Annotated in this window: 20 protein-coding genes; 8 read left to right on the forward strand and 12 right to left on the reverse strand. The window is 31.2% G+C overall.

Features of this window, described 5'->3' with window-relative positions:
- Nucleotides 1-27 precede the first annotated feature (27 nt).
- Nucleotides 28-1,611, forward strand: coding sequence for a sensor histidine kinase (locus tag ACOYLT_RS01080; RefSeq protein ID WP_422851984.1), 1,584 nt, complete (start codon nt 28-30; stop codon nt 1,609-1,611).
- 11 nt (nt 1,612-1,622) lie between these two features.
- Entirely contained in the window at nt 1,623-2,324 is a 702-nt protein-coding gene (locus ACOYLT_RS01085) for a response regulator transcription factor (RefSeq protein WP_422851985.1), read from the forward strand.
- Between the two features lie 31 nt (nt 2,325-2,355).
- On the opposite strand, the gene ACOYLT_RS01090 is transcribed toward ACOYLT_RS01085, so the two are convergent.
- The 7 genes from ACOYLT_RS01090 to ACOYLT_RS01120 all read right to left on the reverse strand — a co-directional run bounded on the left by ACOYLT_RS01090 (nt 2,356) and on the right by ACOYLT_RS01120 (nt 9,305).
- On the reverse strand, nt 2,356-3,093 hold the full coding sequence (locus ACOYLT_RS01090; protein ID WP_422851986.1) for an acyl-[acyl-carrier-protein] thioesterase: 738 nt from the start codon (nt 3,091-3,093) through the stop codon (nt 2,356-2,358).
- On the reverse strand, nt 3,093-4,013 hold the full coding sequence (miaA, locus tag ACOYLT_RS01095) for a tRNA (adenosine(37)-N6)-dimethylallyltransferase MiaA (RefSeq protein ID WP_422851987.1): 921 nt from the start codon (nt 4,011-4,013) through the stop codon (nt 3,093-3,095). Before miaA ends, ACOYLT_RS01090 begins: the two co-directional genes overlap by 1 nt.
- 2 nt (nt 4,014-4,015) lie before the next feature.
- The gene (locus tag ACOYLT_RS01100) at nt 4,016-5,377 is read right to left on the reverse strand and encodes an exonuclease domain-containing protein (RefSeq protein ID WP_422851988.1); all 1,362 of its coding nucleotides are present in this window, start codon (nt 5,375-5,377) and stop codon (nt 4,016-4,018) included.
- A 76-nt stretch (nt 5,378-5,453) separates the two neighbouring features.
- Complete coding sequence (locus ACOYLT_RS01105) at nt 5,454-6,116, reverse strand: YggS family pyridoxal phosphate-dependent enzyme (RefSeq protein ID WP_422851989.1); 663 nt, start codon at nt 6,114-6,116, stop codon at nt 5,454-5,456.
- Between the two features lie 23 nt (nt 6,117-6,139).
- A complete protein-coding gene (locus ACOYLT_RS01110; protein WP_422851990.1) occupies nt 6,140-7,357 on the reverse strand; it encodes a DUF1015 domain-containing protein in 1,218 nt (405 codons plus the stop codon).
- A gap of 73 nt (nt 7,358-7,430) precedes the next feature.
- The gene (locus ACOYLT_RS01115) at nt 7,431-8,321 is read right to left on the reverse strand and encodes a 3-hydroxyacyl-CoA dehydrogenase family protein (RefSeq protein ID WP_422851991.1); all 891 of its coding nucleotides are present in this window, start codon (nt 8,319-8,321) and stop codon (nt 7,431-7,433) included.
- A gap of 9 nt (nt 8,322-8,330) precedes the next feature.
- On the reverse strand, nt 8,331-9,305 hold the full coding sequence (locus tag ACOYLT_RS01120; protein ID WP_422851992.1) for a Gfo/Idh/MocA family protein: 975 nt from the start codon (nt 9,303-9,305) through the stop codon (nt 8,331-8,333).
- A gap of 97 nt (nt 9,306-9,402) precedes the next feature.
- Between ACOYLT_RS01120 and ACOYLT_RS01125 the strand changes: the two genes are divergently transcribed.
- Complete coding sequence (locus tag ACOYLT_RS01125; RefSeq protein ID WP_422851993.1) at nt 9,403-10,044, forward strand: protein-L-isoaspartate(D-aspartate) O-methyltransferase; 642 nt, start codon at nt 9,403-9,405, stop codon at nt 10,042-10,044.
- On the opposite strand, the gene smpB is transcribed toward ACOYLT_RS01125, so the two are convergent.
- Nucleotides 10,041-10,493, reverse strand: a complete 453-nt coding sequence (smpB, locus tag ACOYLT_RS01130) for an SsrA-binding protein SmpB (RefSeq protein WP_422851994.1) — start codon at nt 10,491-10,493, stop codon at nt 10,041-10,043. The two genes, ACOYLT_RS01125 and smpB, sit on opposite strands and share 4 nt — an antisense overlap.
- A 58-nt stretch (nt 10,494-10,551) precedes the next feature.
- Here smpB and ACOYLT_RS01135 point away from each other — a divergent pair, with 58 nt between their 5' ends.
- On the forward strand, nt 10,552-10,779 hold the full coding sequence (locus tag ACOYLT_RS01135; protein ID WP_422851995.1) for a VF530 family DNA-binding protein: 228 nt from the start codon (nt 10,552-10,554) through the stop codon (nt 10,777-10,779).
- Here ACOYLT_RS01135 and ACOYLT_RS01140 read toward each other — a convergent pair whose 3' ends face one another.
- Nucleotides 10,780-11,340: a GNAT family N-acetyltransferase gene (locus tag ACOYLT_RS01140; RefSeq protein WP_422851996.1), complete on the reverse strand. Its 561-nt coding sequence runs from the start codon at nt 11,338-11,340 to the stop codon at nt 10,780-10,782.
- 257 nt (nt 11,341-11,597) lie between these two features.
- On the opposite strand from ACOYLT_RS01140, the gene ACOYLT_RS01145 reads away from it, so the two are divergent.
- Nucleotides 11,598-12,101: a CAP domain-containing protein gene (locus ACOYLT_RS01145; protein ID WP_422851997.1), complete on the forward strand. Its 504-nt coding sequence runs from the start codon at nt 11,598-11,600 to the stop codon at nt 12,099-12,101.
- A 108-nt stretch (nt 12,102-12,209) separates the two neighbouring features.
- Here ACOYLT_RS01145 and fumC read toward each other — a convergent pair whose 3' ends face one another.
- Nucleotides 12,210-13,607, reverse strand: a complete 1,398-nt coding sequence (gene fumC, locus ACOYLT_RS01150) for a class II fumarate hydratase (protein WP_422851998.1) — start codon at nt 13,605-13,607, stop codon at nt 12,210-12,212.
- 203 nt (nt 13,608-13,810) lie between these two features.
- On the opposite strand from fumC, the gene ACOYLT_RS01155 reads away from it, so the two are divergent.
- Nucleotides 13,811-13,984 carry a hypothetical protein gene (locus tag ACOYLT_RS01155; protein WP_422851999.1) on the forward strand — a complete coding sequence of 58 codons (174 nt, stop codon included), beginning with the start codon at nt 13,811-13,813 and terminating at the stop codon, nt 13,982-13,984.
- A 56-nt stretch (nt 13,985-14,040) separates the two neighbouring features.
- On the opposite strand, the gene ACOYLT_RS01160 is transcribed toward ACOYLT_RS01155, so the two are convergent.
- Nucleotides 14,041-16,497, reverse strand: a complete 2,457-nt coding sequence (locus ACOYLT_RS01160; protein ID WP_422852000.1) for a TonB-dependent receptor domain-containing protein — start codon at nt 16,495-16,497, stop codon at nt 14,041-14,043.
- Nucleotides 16,498-16,698: 201 nt separating this feature from the next.
- Here ACOYLT_RS01160 and ACOYLT_RS01165 point away from each other — a divergent pair, with 201 nt between their 5' ends.
- Nucleotides 16,699-17,658, forward strand: a complete 960-nt coding sequence (locus tag ACOYLT_RS01165; RefSeq protein ID WP_422852001.1) for a lysostaphin resistance A-like protein — start codon at nt 16,699-16,701, stop codon at nt 17,656-17,658.
- The gene (locus ACOYLT_RS01170; RefSeq protein ID WP_422852002.1) at nt 17,651-18,691 is read left to right on the forward strand and encodes an AMP-binding protein; all 1,041 of its coding nucleotides are present in this window, start codon (nt 17,651-17,653) and stop codon (nt 18,689-18,691) included. The genes ACOYLT_RS01165 and ACOYLT_RS01170 overlap by 8 nt, the downstream gene beginning before the upstream one ends.
- Nucleotides 18,692-18,731: 40 nt before the next feature.
- On the opposite strand, the gene ACOYLT_RS01175 is transcribed toward ACOYLT_RS01170, so the two are convergent.
- Complete coding sequence (locus ACOYLT_RS01175; protein ID WP_422852003.1) at nt 18,732-20,357, reverse strand: M1 family metallopeptidase; 1,626 nt, start codon at nt 20,355-20,357, stop codon at nt 18,732-18,734.
- Nucleotides 20,358-20,373: the final 16 nt, after the last annotated feature.

Consider the following 20,373-nt stretch of genomic DNA (forward strand, 5'->3'; position numbering starts at 1 on the left):
TAATTGTTAAAAAGTTAAATTTGTTTAATGAATAAATTGTTTTTCCGATTACTTGTAATTTTAATGAGTTTATCCTTAATAGGTATAATACTTGTTCAAGTATATTGGTTTGATAAATCTTTTGAAAATAACGAAGAGCAATTCAAGTTTCACGTAAAACAAGTTTTGGGAAATGTTGCTGATAAATTACAGAAACATGAAGCATATACATTTTATGAACGATATAATCGCATAAAGGACAGTATTGGTAAAGCACCAGATAAAAACGAATTTTTAGAATTTGGATATATTCAAAGAGATTCTAGAACAAAAGAAACAATAATTTATTCTAATAGTATTATATCCGAAGATTACGGAATAACCCCATCGTTCTTTGACAAGAAATTAGACAGTGTAAAAAAAATACAAAGTTTTTCAACAAAAAGAAAAACTGAAATATATAACCAAGGTCTTGATAATCTAAATTCAAAAAATAAAGTTTCTCCTGATATAGTTATTGAAAAAAATGGTAATTCTGATTTGTTAGACAATGCTAGATTTGAATTATTTTTTAAAGATATAGCGGCAACTCAATCAATTCAAGAAAGAGTCTCGAACGAAATGATGCAAAAATTATTGTACGAGGAACTAAATGAATATGGTGTAAAAACACCATTTGAATATAATGTTTATAGCAATGGTTTAGCAACTAAAATAAAATCTGAACATTTCAAATATGATAAGTCAGCAACCTATTCTATTCCGATTTTTATTGATAATGATGGAAATAATAAGTACCAGTTATTAGTAACATTTCCACATAAAAAGAAATTTTTATTTTCAGAATTAATTGGTATTTGCATACTTTCAATAATTTTCACGTTAATTATAATCATTGCTTATTCAAGTGCATTAAGCCAATTAATTAAACAGCGACAAATTTCTGAAATTAAAACAGATTTTATAAATAATATGACGCATGAATTTAAAACACCTATTGCTACAATTAATCTTGCATTAGATGCCATTAAAAACCCTAAGGTTATTGATGATAAAGAAAAAATACATCGATATCTTCAAATGATTAGAGATGAAAACAAAAGAATGCATGCCCAGGTTGAGAATGTTTTAAGAATTTCAAAACTTGAAAAAAAAGAATTGGATATTACTAAAGAAGCCAATAATATTCATCATATTATTGAAGATGCTATAGAACATGTTAATCTAATAATTGATGATAGAAATGGAACAATAACAACTCATTTTGAAGCCACTAGAAATTCTGTTTTATTAAATGATGTTCATTTTACCAATGTTTTAGTTAACATTATAGATAATGCTATCAAATATTCACCATTACCACCAATTATTAATATTTACACAGAGAATGTTAAAGATTTTGTCATAATTAGAATAAAAGATCAAGGAACAGGTATGTCAAAAGTTGCTCAAAAGAGGATATTTGAAAAATTCTATCGTGAGCACACAGGAGATTTACACAATGTTAAAGGACACGGCTTAGGATTAGCCTATGTTAAAAGAATTGTTGAAGATCACAATAGTGAAATTTTTGTAGAAAGCGAAAAAGGAAAAGGAAGCACATTTATAATTAAAGTCCCACTAATTAATTAAAATATAAAGTTATGGAAAATAATAAAAAAATACTTTTAGTAGAAGATGATCAAAATTTTGGCATTATCTTAAGAGATTACTTAACATTAAACGATTTTGAAGTTACACTCGCTAAGAATGGTATGGAAGGTTTTGAAAAATTCAAAAAAGACAATTTTGATTTGTGTATCTTGGATGTGATGATGCCCTATAAAGATGGATACACATTAGCTAAAGAAATTAGAGAAAAAAACAAAGATGTACCTTTAGTTTTTTTAACCGCAAAGTCAATGAAAGAAGATGTAATCAAAGGATACAAAGTTGGTGCAGATGATTACTTGAATAAACCTTTCGACTCTGATGTGCTGTTAATGAAAATTAAAGCAATCATTCAGAGAAAAGCAAGCGAAAACAAAAATGAACCAGTTAAGTTTGAGTTTCAAATAGGTAAATTTCTTTTAAACTCTAAACTTCGTTTTTTAAAATTTGACGACAATGAGCCAATTAAATTATCCCCTAAAGAGTCTGATTTATTAAAAATGATGGCTATTTATGAAAATGATTTAATGCCAAGAGAACTAGCATTAACAAAGATTTGGAGAGAAGATAATTATTTCACTTCAAGAAGTATGGATGTATATATAGCCAAATTAAGAAAATATTTAAAAGAGGATCCAAGTGTAGAAATTCTTAATATACACGGAGAAGGTTTTAGATTGGTTGTAAGAAAATAAAATAAATAGGCTTCAAGAAATTGAAGCCTATTTATTTTAAATAAAGTTGTAAAGCAAAACAAGTTTTTTCCTGTCGTTGTATAGCAAAAACTATATTTTTTTCTTCAACATATTGATTTATTGCTACTTCTTCATCCATTGAAACTTCTTTAAGATAATTCATTTCAAAACTTTCTATTTTTTGACTTTGAACAAATTCGAAGTTCATGGAATCCAAACACCATTCAAGATATTTAACGCTATTTGCATGGTTGACAATATCTAAATCAGAAAGTTTCACTTTATGATTGGCTATAGATTTCATAGTATGCTGAAAATCAATTTTACCAAAGGCATCAAAAGTTGCTCTGTCTGAATATTTTTCAAAATGTTCATGCGGCAAAGCTAAACTCTCAGGCCTTCTAGTTTTGGTATTAAAAACAGCCCAAAAGGTTTCACAACCCACAATTTTTTCCTCACCTATATACATTTCTAAGCAGCGAATAGAACGAGAATTTTCTAATGAATTAATCCAGGTTTTAACTGTGACAACTTCTTTCCATTTGGGTAAACGTTTTATTTCAACTCTAATTTTGCTCAAAACCCAAGCTTGATTATGTGTTTGCATATCACTATAACTAATACCGCCAAGCTCAGCATGATATCCAGCAGTTAATTGTAAAATATTACACAAATCAGTATATTTTAAATAGCCATTAGGATAACATTGCAGAAAATTGATTTCCCAATCTTGTTTTAAAATAGAGGTGAAGTTAGGAGCTATTGGCATTATTTAATTATATTTTCTATATGACTTATTATTTTGGTTCTATCTGTCAAATAATCAAACCAATCAGCATTTTCAGTTCGTTTAAACCATGTCAATTGACGTTTGGAAAATCGCCGAGTGTTTTTCTTGATTTCTTCAATGGCGAAATCTAATGATGTTTTTCTGTCAAAATAATCAAATAATTCACGATAACCAACGGTTTGTAACGCATTCAAATTTTTGTTTGGGTATAGCTTTTCAGCTTCAGCTAATAATCCAATATTAATCATACTATCAACTCGCTGATTAATTCTGTTGTAAACAATTTCTCGATCTCCTTCAAGTCCAATTACGATAGGAGTGAAGCTCCGTTGATTTTTCTTTTGTCCAATAAAATTAGAATAGGGTTTTCCTGTTCCAAGACAAACTTCTACAAAGCGTTTCATCCGTTGTGGATTTTGCAATGTTTGAGGATTTTCAATAGTCATTTTTTGAAAATAATCATGGTCTAATTCCTTTAACTTATTTTGTAGATAATCTATTCCAAATAGTTCAAAATCAGTATTTATTTTATCTCTAACATTATTTTTTATTTCAGGAAAATCATCAAAACCTTTGAGCACTGCATCAACATATAAACCTGAACCGCCAACCATAATCTGAACGTTATTTTTTAAAAATAATTCGTCTAATTTATCGATAGCTTCTTGTTCAAAATCGCCTACAGAGTAATTTTCAAAGATGGATTTGTTTTGAATAAAATGATGTTTTGCGGTATTTAATTCTTCATCTGTTGGAACTGCTGTTCCGATAGTCATTTCTTTATAAAACTGTCGACTATCACAAGAAATGATTTCGCAATTAAAATGTTTTGCTAAATCAATACTCAACGAAGTTTTTCCGATTGCTGTGGGACCAATAATTGTAATTAAGTAATTCATGATTAAAACTTCACAATTCTAATTACTTTATGACGTCTTAAATAGCCTTGAATAATAGTTCGTGTATCACGATTATTTTGCATTGGAATAATTATGTTTTTTAGGATTTCTATATTATTAACTTGATAATTCAATTCAAAGAAACAATAGCCTTTGTAAATTCCATTTTCTATTAGCACAGCACTGCGTTCATCAAGAGTTCTTCCTTTATCAATAATTACCATGTTATTATTCTCGAATTTCATCTCTTTAATAAACTCATTCACGCGCTCATTATAGCTCTCTGGTGTTTCTTTCCCCATACATGCACCATTACATTCCTTTATTTTTAGTTGAAAACAGCCATTTTTTGTTTCATATAGACCGTTTATTTTTTGACAAAGTTGATGTTCAGAGGTGATTTTAAATAACAAATTTTTTCCTTCTTGCAAAGTAGTAAATGAAGTTATTTCTTTTTTTCTTCCATCTGCTTTGTTAATTTTTAAAGCCAAATAACCATTTTCATCTTTCTCAACATATAAGGCATATTGAAAAATACTTTTGCGCTGTGCTCTATTATATATGGGTTTATTAATTTTGATTTCTTCACTTTCTTTCAGTAAAGCAATAAGTTCATTTCCAGTTTCTTCATAGGTTACAGCAAAAACTTCACGTTGTATTTTTTTGCTTTTGCCACTTGTTCCTGTAAAATGTTGATTGATACGTTTTTTAATATTTTTACTTTTACCAATATAAATTAAATCCCCTTTTTCATTGTGAATATAATAAATGCCAGTTCGAGCAGTCATACTTTCTACTATATCAAGTAATTTTGGGGATAATCCTTTTTTGATTTCAGCTTTTATGGAACCAATTAGAATTTCTTTTTCAACATCTTTAGCTAAAATCATTTTGAATAACTTAACTGTTGCCATAGCATCACCGCTAGCTCTGTGTCTATCCGTTACAGGAATTCCAAGTGAGCGGACTAATTTTCCCAAACTATAGGAAGCTTGTCCGGGAATTAATTTTTGTGATAATTCAACAGTGCAGAGTGTGGGTTTTACATAATCATACCCCAATCGATTAAATTCAGTTCGCAAAATCCTATAATCAAATGAAGTATTGTGTGCTACTAAAATACAATCTTGAGTGATTTCGATTATTCGCTTTGCAATCTCATAAAACTTTGGTGCAGATCGCAACATTGCATTATTGATTCCAGTTAGTTTAACCACAAAAGGCTGAATGGGCTTTTCAGGATTAACCAAACTTATGAATTGGTCAATCACTTCATGACCATCAAATTTGTAGATGGCAATTTCGGTAATGCCTTCTTCATTAAATTGTCCTCCAGTGGTTTCTATGTCGAGTATTGCGTACAAATTTAGTTTTCAGTGTTCAGTTTGTAGTATTCGGTTTTTTTTCTTCAATTAAAAATCGTTAATCAACAATCTTAATTCATTTTCTTCCACCAAAGATACTACTTCCAATTCGAACCATGTTGCTACCACATTCAATAGCCAGTTGATAATCTCCACTCATTCCCATGGAAAGAGTGTTCAATTGACAGTTTTCAGTTTTCAGTTTTTTATGTAGGTCAAATATCGATTTCAAATGTTGAAACTCTCGTTTTATTTGTTCTTGATTGTCAGTAAATGTAGCCATTCCCATTAAACCAATTACTTTAATGTTTGACATATTTTTAAACTCTTCTGAACCCAATAAATCGGCTAATTCAATTTCGTTTAATCCAAATTTAGTTTCTTCTTCGGCAATGTGAATCTGTAATAAACAATTAACTTGTTTTCGCCAACGAACAGCTTGTCTATTAATTTCTTTTAATAATTTCAAACTATCCACACCGTGAATTAGTTTTACATAAGGAATCATATATTTGACCTTGTTGGATTGTACATGTCCAATCATGTGCCATTCAATATCTTTAGGCATTTGCTGCCATTTTTCGGTCATTTCTTGGATTTTATTTTCACCAAAAATGCGTTGTCCTGCATTGTAGGCTTCCATTAAATCAGCAACAGGTTTGGTTTTGGAAACCGCAACAAGTAGAACGTTTTCTGGAATTGAGGATTGTATGTGAAGAAGATTTTCTTTTATTGACATTTTCAAATTGATACATTTTCAAATTAAAGTTCATAAACTAGCAATCCACTTCTGAATTTAGGTTCGATATAAGTACTTTTTGGTGGCATAATCAAATGGTTATCAGCTAGTGCTTTTATTTCTGTTATATCCGAAGGAAATAGCATAAATCCAACTTCAAATTCACCTTCGTCAACCAATTCTTTTATGGTTAATATCGATTGCTTTCCTGGAATATATTCAATGCGTTCATCATTTCTCAAGTCTTCGATTCCCAGCAATGGTTGCAAAACTTTATTATACAAAATTTGAGCATCGAGATTTTCAATTATTGATGATTGTTTATTGTCTTGTTTATAAAACAAGGCATAAAAATGATTATCAAGATACATTCCAAATTCAAATTTGCTTTGTGGTTTCCATAGTTCTTGTTCTTTGTCTTTTATGATGAAATGTTCTCCTAATTTAGCTAAAAAATCTTCTTTAGAAAAACCATTTAAATCTCTTATGATTCTATTGTATTCGAAGATTTTCACGTTACTTTCAGCAATAAGGAAACTCATGAAATAGTTTAAATTTTCATTTCCTAAATGCTTGTTTTCATCATACAATAACTCGGCAGAAGCAGAGCGATGATGTCCATCAGCAATATATAATTCTGGAATGTTTTCAAATTGTTTTACAAGCCAATTAATTTCTTCTTCGGTTTCAATTTTCCAAAGTTGGTGCTTTTCTTTATTGGTAGTCGAATAGTTATAAACGGGTTGGCTTTTTTTCTTTTCAGCAATCCAGGAATTTAAAGTCTCATTGTCTGGATAAGTTATCAAAACAGGTTCTGTGTTAAATCTCGTTTGATGTAAATAATCTTTGAAATATTCTACACGATATTGCAAAGTATCTTCATGTTTCTTGATGCTATTTTTTTTATACTCTTCTATAGAGGTTCCAGCAACTATTCCGGTGAAATTTTGCTCTTTGCTTTGAATTTCATAGAGAAAAAAAACTGCTTTTTCTTCTTCTATAAAAATGCCATCATCTTTGAAATCTTGGTATTTGTGTGCTACGCCTTTGAAACGTTTATCCAAAGTTATTTTTTGCGAATGCATATAGGCTGGATTAATAACGTGCAAAAAAGAGTAGGGATTAAAACTCAACCAAGCAGCTAGCTCAGCCGAACTATAATCATCATAGTTTCTGCAAGTAACCAATCCTACTTTGTCTGGAGTGGGACGAACGGCTTTGAAGGGGATTATTTTGCTCATGTATTCAATTGATAATTGACAATTAACAACTGATAATTATGTTTTAGAATTATCAATTATCCATTATTCATTGTTAATTAAGAAATTGCTTTGCAATTTTCTCTGCTTTTTTACTTTCTGTATAATCATAAAAACCTTCCCCTGATTTTACGCCTAATTTTCCTGCCATAACCATATTCACTAATAATGGGCAAGGTGCATATTTTGGATTTTTGAAACCTTCGTACATTACATTTAAAATGGAAAGACAAACGTCCAATCCAATAAAATCAGCTAGTTGTAAGGGTCCCATTGGATGCGCCATTCCGAGTTTCATTACGGTATCAATTTCATTAACACCAGCAACACCATTGTACAATGTTTCGATAGATTCGTTAATCATTGGCATCAAAATTCTATTGGCCACAAAACCTGGATAATCGTTTACTTCGGTTGGTGTTTTACCTAATTTTTCGGAAAGTGTCATGATGATTTTAGTAACTTCATCAGATGTGTTATAACCGCGAATGATTTCTACTAATTTCATAATTGGTACTGGATTCATAAAATGCATACCAATTACACGTTCTGGATGAACTACTTGAGCAGCAATTTGTGTAATAGAAATGGATGAGGTATTGGTTGCTAAAATCACATTATGATTACAAATCTCGCTTAACTGTTTGAAGATATTTAGTTTTAAGGTTACATTTTCTGTAGCTGCTTCAACAACCAAATCTGTTCCCACAACACCATCTTTGATATCACTGTAAGTAATTATATTTCCTATGGTTTTGTATTTATCTTCTTCTGTAATGGTTCCTTTTAAAACCATTCTATCAAGGTTTGTAGCAATAGTTGCCATTCCTTTTTCAATAGATTTTTCGGAAACATCTATAAGTTTTACGGTAAAACCGCTTTGTGCAAAAGTGTGAGCAATTCCGTTGCCCATAGTTCCTGCTCCAATTACTGCTATTGTTTTCATTGTTTTGGTTTAGTTAGTTTTGTCGTTCATAGAGTCAATAATCATATAAGCTACTCGCAAAGCTTCGGTTCCATCTTCAAGCGTGACAATAGGAGTTGTATTATTATTGATGGCATCGGCAAAAGTCTCTAATTCATCCAAGATGGCATTATTGGCTGAAACTTCTGGATTGTCAAAATAAATTTGTTTCTTTTCGCCTTCGGCATTTTGTAAAATCATATCAAAATCACCAGGAATTAGCGGTGCTTCTTTCATTTTAACTACTTCACATATTTTATCTAAATAATCAACTGAGATGTATGCGTCTTTTTGAAAGAAACGAGATTTACGCATATTCTTCATAGAAATTCTACTAGAAGTAATGTTGGCAACGCAACCATTTTCAAATTCAATACGAGCATTGGCAATATCAGGCGATTGGCTCAAAACCGAAACTCCACTGGCATGAACGGCTTTCACTTTTGATTTTACAACGCTCAAAATAGCATCAATATCGTGAATCATTAAATCCAAAACCACAGGAACATCAGTACCACGTGGATTGAATTCTGCTAAACGATGAGTTTCAATAAACATTGGGTTTTCAATTTGATCTTTAACAGCAGTGAATGCAGGATTAAAGCGCTCCACATGTCCTACTTGACCTTTTACGTTATATGCTGCGGCTAATTCAATTATTTCTTCAGCTTCTGCAACTGTAGTTGAAATTGGTTTTTCTATAAAAACATGTTTCCCTGATTTTATAGAAACTTTGGCACATTTGTAATGGGATAGGGTTGGTGTTACTATATCAATAACATCGACGGCATGAATTAATTTTGCAATGGTGTCAAATTGTTTGTATCCAAATTCGGCTGCGATTTTAACACCATTTTCATGATTTTCGTCATAAAAGCCTATGAGTTCATATTTCTCAGATTGTTGTAATAAACGCAAGTGTATTTTTCCGAGGTGACCAGCACCTAAAACGCCAACTTTAAGCATAATAATAAATTTTATCAAAAATAGAAATTAATTAAGAATTGAGAATTGATAATTGCTAATTTGTTTTCTATTTTTACGAAATAAAATTTATCCCAAATTGAAAGACACAACTAAACATCAAGGACTTCGAAAACAATTAGCCAAATTATTGGAAGATAAAGGTATTACCGATAAAAAAGTACTTGAAGCCATAAAAAATATACCAAGACATTTGTTTTTAGACTCTAGTTTTGAAGATTTTGCTTATCAAGATAAAGCATTCCCTATTGCTGCTGGGCAAACCATCTCTCAGCCCCATACTGTGGCTTTTCAAACACAATTATTACAAGTGAAAAAAGAGGATAAAATTCTTGAAATTGGAACAGGTTCCGGTTATCAAACGGCTGTTTTAGTTGCTATGGGAGCCAAAGTTTATTCGGTAGAAAGACAAAGTGAATTGTTTAAAATTACTGCTGCTTTGTTACCTAAATTAGGCATTCGACCAAAGCATTTATCTTTTGGCGATGGTTATAAAGGATTGCCAAATCACGCACCGTTTGATAGCATTATTGTTACTGCTGGCGCACCGATTGTCCCAAAAGCGTTAATGGCTCAACTCAAAATAGGGGGGAGATTAATTATTCCACTGGGAAAAGAGCAGCAAGTCATGACCATGCTGATACGCAAAAATGAAACCCAATTTGAAAAGCACGAGTGTGGTGATTTCAAATTCGTACCTTTATTGGAGAATAGAATTTAAAATGCTTTTTTAATTCTATCTAAATCACGTTTGGTATCTTGTTCTTTTAGACTTTCTCTTTTATCGTAAGTTTTCTTTCCACGGCAAAGACCAATATCTAATTTTGCAATTCCTTTTTCGTTGGTAAAAAGTTTCAAAGGAATAATAGTTAGTCCTTTGGTATCCATAGCTCTTTCAAGCTTTTTTAACTCTCTTTTGTTGAGCAATAACTTACGTTCACTTTTGGCTTTATGATTGAATTGGTTGCCATATACATATTCGTCTATTTGAGTATTGATTGCAAATAACTCATGATTGTGAAATTCACAAAAACCTTCGGTTATATTGGCTTTCCCCAGACGAATAGATTTTATCTCTGTTCCTGTTAAAACTATTCCAGCCGTATAGGTTTCGATTATTTCGTAATCGAATTTAGCTCGTTTATTAAGTATGTTGATAGTTTTTAACATAAGCTAGCAAATGTAACAACAATTGCCCGAAACAACAATAGTTTTGTAACTTTGCTTTATGGAAAACACCAAATCAAAAGATCCGCTTCACGGAGTTACACTCCAAATTATAGTAGAGCAGCTTGAAAAATTTTATGGTTTTGACACACTTGGTGAGTTAATCAAGATTAAATGCTTTACTGAAAATCCAAGTATTAAGTCGAGCTTGACATTCTTGAGAAAAACGGATTGGGCTAGAAAAAAAGTAGAAGCACTTTATATCAAGACATTGCCAAAAATAAAATAATTATTTTTTGAAATTCCTTTTCAACAAAGAATAAATAACGGTATCCCAAAATTTTCCTTCCCAAAGTTCATTTTCTAAAATATGAGCTTCTTTGATAAATCCATTTTTTTGTAAAACTCTTTCCGAAGCAATATTTTCAGGATCAATTATTGCTTCTACGGAATGTAAATTCATTTGTTCAAAACCATATTCAACTACTGCTTTGATAGCTTCTGTGATATATCCTTTTCCATGATATTCTGGCAAAGACATATAGCCAATTTCAGCTCTATGGTTTTCAGGTTGAATTCTATAATGACCAATAATTCCAATTATTTTCGAGTTTCTTTTGATGGTAATTCCCCAATTTATTCCAATATTAGTATCAATTTTTTCATTAATCATATTAATATGAGCCAAAGCATCTTCCTCTGTTTTGGCTAAAGGACGAGGAATATATTTCATTGTTTCAGGATTACCTCTAAGTGCTAATACTTCAGCAATATCATTCTCGTCAATCCGACGCAAAAGCAATCGTTTGGTTTCTAAATTTTGAAAAGGATGAAAATTGATTTCTAACATTTTATTTTTTTGTGAAATTAAAAAATCTAAACTATAATAGCAATTAATCATTTTTCGGATTCAATAAATAATTTATATATATAAGATATATTATTATTAAAATTATAAAAACATGTATTTAGTCGATATTATTTTAATTTTAAACGATAAAATAACTAATATTACATTACAAAAATTAAATAAATTATTTCTCTCATTATTAATCAAATAAAGTTATTGCCCCACAAAAACTTTGTTAAAAAACTTAACCTACTATTATGAAAGCAAAAATGTTTAGAGTATTGTTGTCGTTAGCAATTGTGTTCACTATGGTCTCTTGTTCTTCTGACTCTTCAGATGGAACTTCAACAGACAAAAAAGTTGTAACTAACTATAATTACAACGAAACTGAGTTAAAATTAATTACCCTAATCAATAATTACCGTCAGACTATTGGATTGAATACTTTAGAAGTAATAAATCACATCTCTTTCAAATCTGAAGAGCACAACATCTATATGATAGAGCATAATTTGGTAAATCATGATTATTTTCAGGAAAGATCAGACAATCTTATTTTAGTATTAGGTGCAGAAAGAGTAGGCGAGAATATTGCTTATAACTATAAAACTGCTGAAAATGCATTTAGTGCTTGGATGGATAGTCCAGGCCACAGAGCAAACATAGAAGGTGATTATACCCATTTTGGCTTAGCAGTGACCACTGACGCTCAAACAGGAAAAAAATATTACACTAATATGTTTATGAAGAAAAAGCAATAAACATAGGTTTACAATAAAATAGTTTGATAATTGTTTTGATTGATTTTGACAAATCGACAAACCCATCTGATAGGATGGGTTTTGTTATTTAAGCACTATTTGTTTCAATTATTTTAAACTCCCAACCATTTCTTCTGGTTTTACCCAAGCATCAAAATCTTCTGCCGTTACATATCCTAATCGAACAGCCTCATCTTTTAAAGTAGTTCCATTTTTATGAGCAGTTTGAGCGATTTCTGCGGACTTATAGTAACCAATTTTCGTGTTTAAAGCTGTCACTAACATTAATGAATTATTAACTAATTCTTTTATGCGTTTATGATTAGGTTCAATCCCTTGTGCACAATGTTCATCAAAAGAAATACATGCATCTCCTAAAAGTCGGGCAGATTGTAAAAAGTTGGCTGCCATTAGCGGTTTGAAAACATTTAATTCATAATGCCCTTGCATACCTCCAACAGATATTGCCACATCATTACCCATAACCTGAGCACAAACCATGGTTAAAGCTTCACATTGAGTAGGGTTTACTTTTCCTGGCATTATTGATGAACCGGGTTCATTTTCTGGAATTAAGATTTCACCAATTCCTGAACGTGGGCCAGAAGCTAACATTCTGATGTCATTTGCAATTTTATTCAAAGAAACGGCTAATTGTTTAAGAGCCCCATGACTTTCTACTATGGCATCATGTGAAGCTAAAGCTTCAAATTTATTTGGTGCAGTTACAAAGGGATGACCAGTAAATTTTGCTATATACTCAGCAACTTTTACATCATAACCCGCAGGTGTATTTAATCCGGTTCCAACGGCAGTTCCTCCAAGGGCGACTTCTGACAAATGCGATAATGTATTTTTTAAAGCTTTTATTCCATAATTTAGTTGAGCTACATAACCAGAAAGTTCTTGACCAAGAGTTAATGGAGTGGCATCCATTAGGTGAGTTCTTCCAATTTTAACCACATTCATGAATTCTTTGGATTTTGCTTCTAAAGTGTCACGAAGTTTTTCTAGACCTGGAATAGTAGTTTCTACTGCGGCTTTATAACATGCTATGTGCATTCCTGTTGGGAATGTATCATTGGATGACTGAGATTTGTTCACATCATCATTAGCTTTAACAACTGCTTCACCTTCACCGATTTTAAATCCAGCTAAAACTTGAGCACGATTGGCAATTACTTCATTGACATTCATATTACTTTGTGTTCCGGAACCTGTTTGCCAAATTACTAATGGAAATTCTTCTTGTAATTTACCTGCTAAAATTTCATCACAAACCTGAGCTATAGCATCACGTTTTTCTATTGAAAGTACTCCTAAATCACAATTGGTATAGGCTGCAGCTTTTTTTAGATAGGCAAAACCTTCTATAATTTCTTTTGGCATTGAGGCAAAAGGACCAATTTTAAAATTATTTCTTGAACGTTCTGTTTGTGCTCCCCAATATTTATCGGCAGGTACTTTAACTTCACCCATCGTGTCTTTTTCTATTCTGTATTCCATTGTGTTTTGATTTGTTTGTTGTTTATAACTTTTAGCCCCGATGGAGCCGATATCCTCGAAGAGATAAAGGCGAGAGCGGGAATTGCTCCTAAAAACTTCACAAAATTAGTGATAAAAACTATTTAATAAAAATTGATTTGGTTATTTGGTAGGCTAAAATATTACGCTTACATTTGCTTATAATTCAAAAAATTCCGGAAAACATGTTTGAATTTTCACAGTATTTAGGTTTCTTGGCTTTCTTAACCATTTTAACTATTGGTTTTTGGTTAATGATGTTTTTAATTACATTCATAGTTCCTTATTGGATTTTTGGAGGTATGAGAGAATTTCTTCAAGAAAGAAAAGCAAAAAGAAACGCAGAACTAACAGCTTAATTTTTTTTTTTTTTTGAAAAAGCCCCAAATATTTTTTTTTGGGTTTTTTTTATTTTTTATCCAGGAAAATCTCCTCCATCTTCTTGCTGGTTCCCTTTTGATCTTTTCTCTTTTTCATTTTTTTGCATGTTGAATCTATAAGTAAAGGATAGATTAATTTGTCTTTCTCTCCATTGCATTTCACCATAAGAGTCAACTACTCCGGGTATAAAGGTTTCCATAATTCTTTTTCTTGAGTTAAAGACATCACTAATATTTAGAGAAATTGTTCCTTTATCTTTTAAAACATCTTTACTAAAAGCTAAATTCATACTAAATACACCAATACTTTTTCCTTGTGCATTGTTTTGTGGCGCATTGTAGGTGCCATTTGTTTGCCAATCTATTTTGAAAGGTAATGTTATTTTTGAGGTAAATCTAGTAAACCATGAAGTTGTACTATTGTCAAAATTTTGAAAAACTTCATTTCCGTTAAAATCAGTGTAGGTATAATCTCCCTTGGTTTCATTGTAAAAGAAATTGAAGTTTCCATTTATTTTCCACCATTTGTAAGGAGAATAATTCAAGGTTAATTCAAATCCAGTTCTATATTCGGTAGCAAGATTTATAGGAGAACTTATAATAATAGGTATTCCATTTGCAAAATCACCACTTTCTCTTCTCACATACTGAAATGAATTAGATGTTTTGTTTCCATATAATGAAGTACTTAGGGTTGATTTACTCCATTTTTTGATATAACCCATATCGATAGCATCGGTAAAAGCTGGATCTAAATCTGGATTGCCTACAAATATATTTACGTTACTTGATAGGTTATTAAATGGGTTTATTAGTCTTCCTCTTGGTCTTTGAATTCTTCGACTATAGCTGATGGAAGCACTTTTTTGTTGTCCAAATTCATAAGTTACAAAAGCACTTGGAAAAAAGTTGTTGTATCTTTTATTATTGTAATCATTAGTGGCTAATTGGTTCACATCAATGTTGGAATCTTCCCAACGAGTTCCTAAAAGAAAAGAAAACTTTTTAACTTTAAAACCATAGTTAACATATAGTGCATTTACTTTTTCTTTGTATTCAAGAATATTAGTAAACTCTTGATAAGGAATTCCGTCTTTAATTACGCTATAATCTGTTGTGTTTACAATAAAATCTCCTTTATATCCTGCTTCAAACTGACTTCCTTTATTTAGAGGTAAAACATAATCGGTTTGGAATAAGTTTCTATTTTGTTTTTGATTGTTAGTTGTTTCATCAATAGATACTGAAGAAGAATTATTGGTAGTATCAGTGATGATGGCAAGGTTTTTATCAGAATTACTAGAAAAAGACCCATCTATGGTTAACTTATGTCCTTCTTTTTTAAAATTCTTGGTAAAATTTGTGGTGTATTCTATATTCTTGCTATTACTTTTTTCTTCATTAATTCTATTTCTTGTATAATCGTAGATAAAATTAGCGTCGTAATAAATTTGGTACACTTTATCAGTATTATCGCCATTACTATTTCTATAATTTACAATATTTGTCCATGTAAGTGTTTTATCAAGATACCAATCGAAACCAAAATTACCATTGTATGACTTATTCAATCTTTCATTTTCACGAGTTTCATTCATGTAATCTCTCGTAGTGTTATCGCTATTTAGGTATCTTGAGTGTGTTAAAGCATTTCCAGGATTGTTACGATCATAGTATCCTTGAGTAGAAAATATATTGAATTCTTCTGTTTTAAAATTTACAGTGCCACTTAAGCCGCTGTTTTTAGGTGTACCTAATGTTCCTGTAAAAGTCCCATTCACGCCCTTATTTTTTCCTTTTTTTAATACAATATTTATAATCCCACCTCCACCTTCGGCATCATAACGTGCTGATGGGTTTGTTATAACTTCAATTTTGTCTAAAGCATCAGCAGAAATTGTTCTGAGTGCATCTGCTATATTTATTGCATTTGAAGGTCTGCCATCTATTAGTATTTTGACATTGTCATTCCCCCGAAGTGCTACATTTCCTTCTGAATCAACTGTAACTGAAGGAACATTGTCTAGGACATCACTCGCTGTTCCACCTTTAACAATCATATCTTGCCCAACATTGTAAACTTTTTTGTCAAGTTTGATTTCTAAGGATGTTTTTTCGGCTCTGACTACAACTTCGTTCAATTGGGTAAAATCTTCCTCTAGACCTATTTTTCCTAGGTTCACACTTTCATTTAATTGTTTTTGTTTGATTTCTATAGGTTTAAAAGAAATAAATTCAAGAGTAATATCATACACTCCAACTAAAACTTCAACAGAAAAATCACCTTTTTTATCTGTGATGCCTCCAAATATTAGTTTTGTGTTTCTAGTGTTTTTTAATGTAATAGTGGCATATTCTAGTGGTAAATTGGTTGTTTTTTCTGTAATTGTTCCACTTATCACTATTTTGGTTTGTTCTGGTTTTTGTTGAGACAAAACTAAGAATGAATTAAAAAGTAATAGAAGTGTAGCAATAATTTTGATTTTTTTCATCTGTTTTGTTTGTGTTCTTAAATGACAATGCAAAAGTACATTTAGGATTATGTGTTAAATCCTAAATCTTTGTTAAATAAAGTTTTATTCAACTATGTAAATTTTTAATTTTTTTTCAATTTCTATTTGGAACATTTTTTTGTAAAGTAATTTGATATTTATAGAAAAAAGCTAATTTAGGCGAAACAAAAATGCACACTTATGTTTATCAAAAATGGATTTTTACCCCAAAATAAATTTTGGAAATATTTACTGGGTTCAGTAGTAATTATATTTGGAGCTACAGTAGGTCAAATTCCTTTGGCAATAGCAGTTGCAATTAAATCTATGATATCAGGGAAAAGTTTTCCAACTACTGATATAGGGTTGATGACTTTTTTAGAGCCAAATTTTACCTTGTTTTTATTAATGCTTTCTTTTGTCTTTGCATTTGTAGCAATTCTTATTGTGATTAAGTATTTTCACAATCAAACTTTTTTGTCTTTAACAACTTCTAGAGAAAAAGTGGATTGGAAGAGAATTTTATTTTCATTTTCTATTTGGAGTATTTTTACCATTAGTTCAACTATATGGATGTATTATTCAGATTCAGAGGGTCTTGTTTTAAATTTTAAACTTATTCCTTTTTTAATTTTAGTAGTGATAGGTATAGTAATGATCCCTATTCAAACGAGTACAGAGGAATATGTTTTTCGTGGCTATTTAATGCAAGGTTTCGGACTTTTAGCAAAAAACAAATGGTTTCCTTTAGTTTTAACTTCTGTAATTTTTGGAACCATGCATATTGCAAATCCTGAAGTTGAAAAAATGGGTTACATTATTTTGGTTTATTATATAGGAACAGGTTTTTTTCTTGGAATTATTACTTTAATGGATGAAGGAATGGAATTGGCACTAGGTTTTCACGCCGCTAATAATTTGGTCGGAGCGCTATTAGTAACCTCTGATTGGTCTGCATTTCAAACGAATTCTATTTTTAAAGACAATTCGACCCCATCAGTTGGGTTTGAAATTTTGATGCCCATCTTAGTTATTTTCCCGATTCTATTATTTATCTTTAGTAAAAAATACAATTGGACTGATTGGAGAGAAAAACTAACTGGAACAATTAAAATAAATAACGAAAAAGAAGAAATTCAAAATATAGAAATCCATGGATAATCCAACTTACGAAAATGTACATAATCAATTTAAGTTGAATGGGTTTCATCTTGATAGAGAAGATTTGTGTCGTGTTGCCTATAGTTTTATTAAAGAAGGTGAAGATTTTGAAAAACCAGTAGGAGATTTTCTCTTGGATTGGTTTGATAGTAAAGACTTCATAGAAATGCAAACTTCAGGAACAACAGGCGCTCCAAAAACAATTACTATTAGCAAGCAAGCAATGGTAAATTCTGCATTGGCTACGGGTGATTTTTTTGATTTAAAACCGGGTGATAAAGCCTTACATTGTTTGCCTGTTAAATATGTTGCTGGAAAAATGATGTTAGTTCGTGCAATGATTATAGGATTAGATTTAGAGTTTGTAGCTCCTAGCTCACATCCATTACTAAATAACGAAACTGATTTTGATTTTATTGCCATGGTACCTTTACAAGCACAGAATTCTTTGGGAGAATTGAAAAGAGTAAAAAAACTCATTGTTGGTGGTGCAGCTATTAATGAAGTATTGGAAAAAAATTTATTAAAGTTAACAACAGAAGTTTATGAAACTTATGGTATGACAGAAACCATAACTCATATTGCTGCTAGAAAATTAGGAGAAAGAGCATTTACAGTATTACCAAACGTAACTATTTCCTATGATGATAGAAAGTGTCTTGTTATTCATGCTCCAAGAATTTCAGATGATGTCATTACAACCAATGATATTGTAGAATTGGTTGATGAAAATCAATTTATTTTTTTAGGAAGATTAGATAATATTATTAATAGTGGCGGAATAAAAATAATGCCTGAGCAAGTAGAACAAAAATTAGCCAACAAGATTCAACAACTATACTTTATTGCTTCCAAACCTGATAATGAATTAGGTGAAAAAGTAATTCTAGTCATTGAAGGTGATAAACAAGAATTTGATGAAAACCTTTTTGAGGATTTAGATAAATATGAAAAACCTAAAGAAATAGTATTCATTCCAAAGATTAAAGTAAATGCTAGTGGAAAAATTATTAGGAAAGAGTCTTTGAAATAAGACAGAAATCGCACTTGAAATATAGTAATCTATTTCGTTTTTATTCTTTTATTATACCAACATAAAAGGAATTAGTTGCTACTAGTACTTCATCCAAAGTCTTGATTTTAATTTTTGACTCTTGCCAGTTGGTCGTTGGATACAATCTGACTTTTTTGTTTTTTATAGTAACGTCTATTGGCATGGTGAAAGTAGAGTCATAGGAAAGCCATTTGTATTCTAATAAATTTCTTTTTTTTCTGATAACTAATTCAGGGATAGTTATTTGTTTTAAATACTGGTTAAATATTGGAGTCAAATTCATACCGCTTTCTTTATTAAAAAATGCTACTACAGTTTCAGTATCAATGATTTTGTGACGAAAGGTATTGGCATAATCTAATAATAATTTCCACCATTTGGAATCATCATTTATGACATGACGTAGGGTATTGAGCATCAAGGCTCCTTTATAATACATATCTCCAGACCCTTCTCTGTTGACGCCATACGGACCAATAATGGGTATGTCGTTCTCAACATTTTGCTTCATACCGTTGAGGTAGATTTGGCCTTTTTCATAGCCATATTGGCATTCTACAAAAACAGTTTCACCATACATTGTAAAGGCTTCGTGTATCCACATATCAGCTATGTCTTTTGAAGTAATGCTATTGCCAAACCATTCGTGACCGCTTTCGTGAATGATGATGTAGTCAAATAACATACCAATGCGAGTACCCGATAAGTCGGTTCCTGCATACCCTTTCAAATATTTGTTGCCGTAGGCCACAGCGCTTTGATGTTCCATGCCTAAATAAGAAGTTTCGACAAGTTTGTAACCATCTTCTTTGAAGGGATAGTCGCCAAATTTCCTTTGGTAACAATCCAGCATGGGTTTTACTTCTTCAAAATGGGTTCGTGCTTTGGCTTCGTTTTCTTTTAGCACATAATAGTCTAAGTCTAATCCTTTGTTGGTGTCATGAATATGGGCATAGTCGGCTATGTTGAGCGTAATGTCATAGTTGTTGATGGGATTTTTTACTTTCCAATCCCAACGTGTGTAGCCATTCTTCAAATCTTCTGAACCGATAAATCTACCGTTAGAAACATTCATTAAACCATTGGGTACGGCTACTTTTATAGTAGCACCAAAATCGGGTTCATCGGTTTGGGTATCTTTGCATGGATACCAAAGACTAGCACCAGTTCCTTGCACTGCCACGCCAATCCAGTCTTTTCCATTAGAATCTTTATCAAATACAAATCCACCATCCCAAGGTGCGTTTTTGGCAACAATGGGTTTTCCTGAATAGTAAAATTTGAGCGATTGCTGGGGCATTTCTTGGGGTAAAGGTGTTGGAAAGTTGATAAATACAGCATTAAATTCTCGCGTATAGATTAGCTTTTTGCTATTGAAAATAATACTATCAATTTTCATGTTTTCAAATAAATCCAATTGAATTTTATTGGTAGTTTCTTCGACTGAGAAAGTAATTTCATTGTAACCAATAATAGATTTGTTTGTTGGATTGACTTTGATATTCAAGTCATATCGTAATACATCAAAACAAGTTCGCTCTGGGCGAAGACTGCCTTGCAACGTATCTTTTCTAGTATAACTTTCTTGCGCAAAAACACATTGAAAACTAATGAAAAGCAAACTGAAGCATATTACATTTTTCATTGAAATATTATTTAAT

It is taken from the genome of Flavobacterium sp., assembly GCF_049318185.1.
GTDB lineage: Bacteria > Bacteroidota > Bacteroidia > Flavobacteriales > Flavobacteriaceae > Flavobacterium.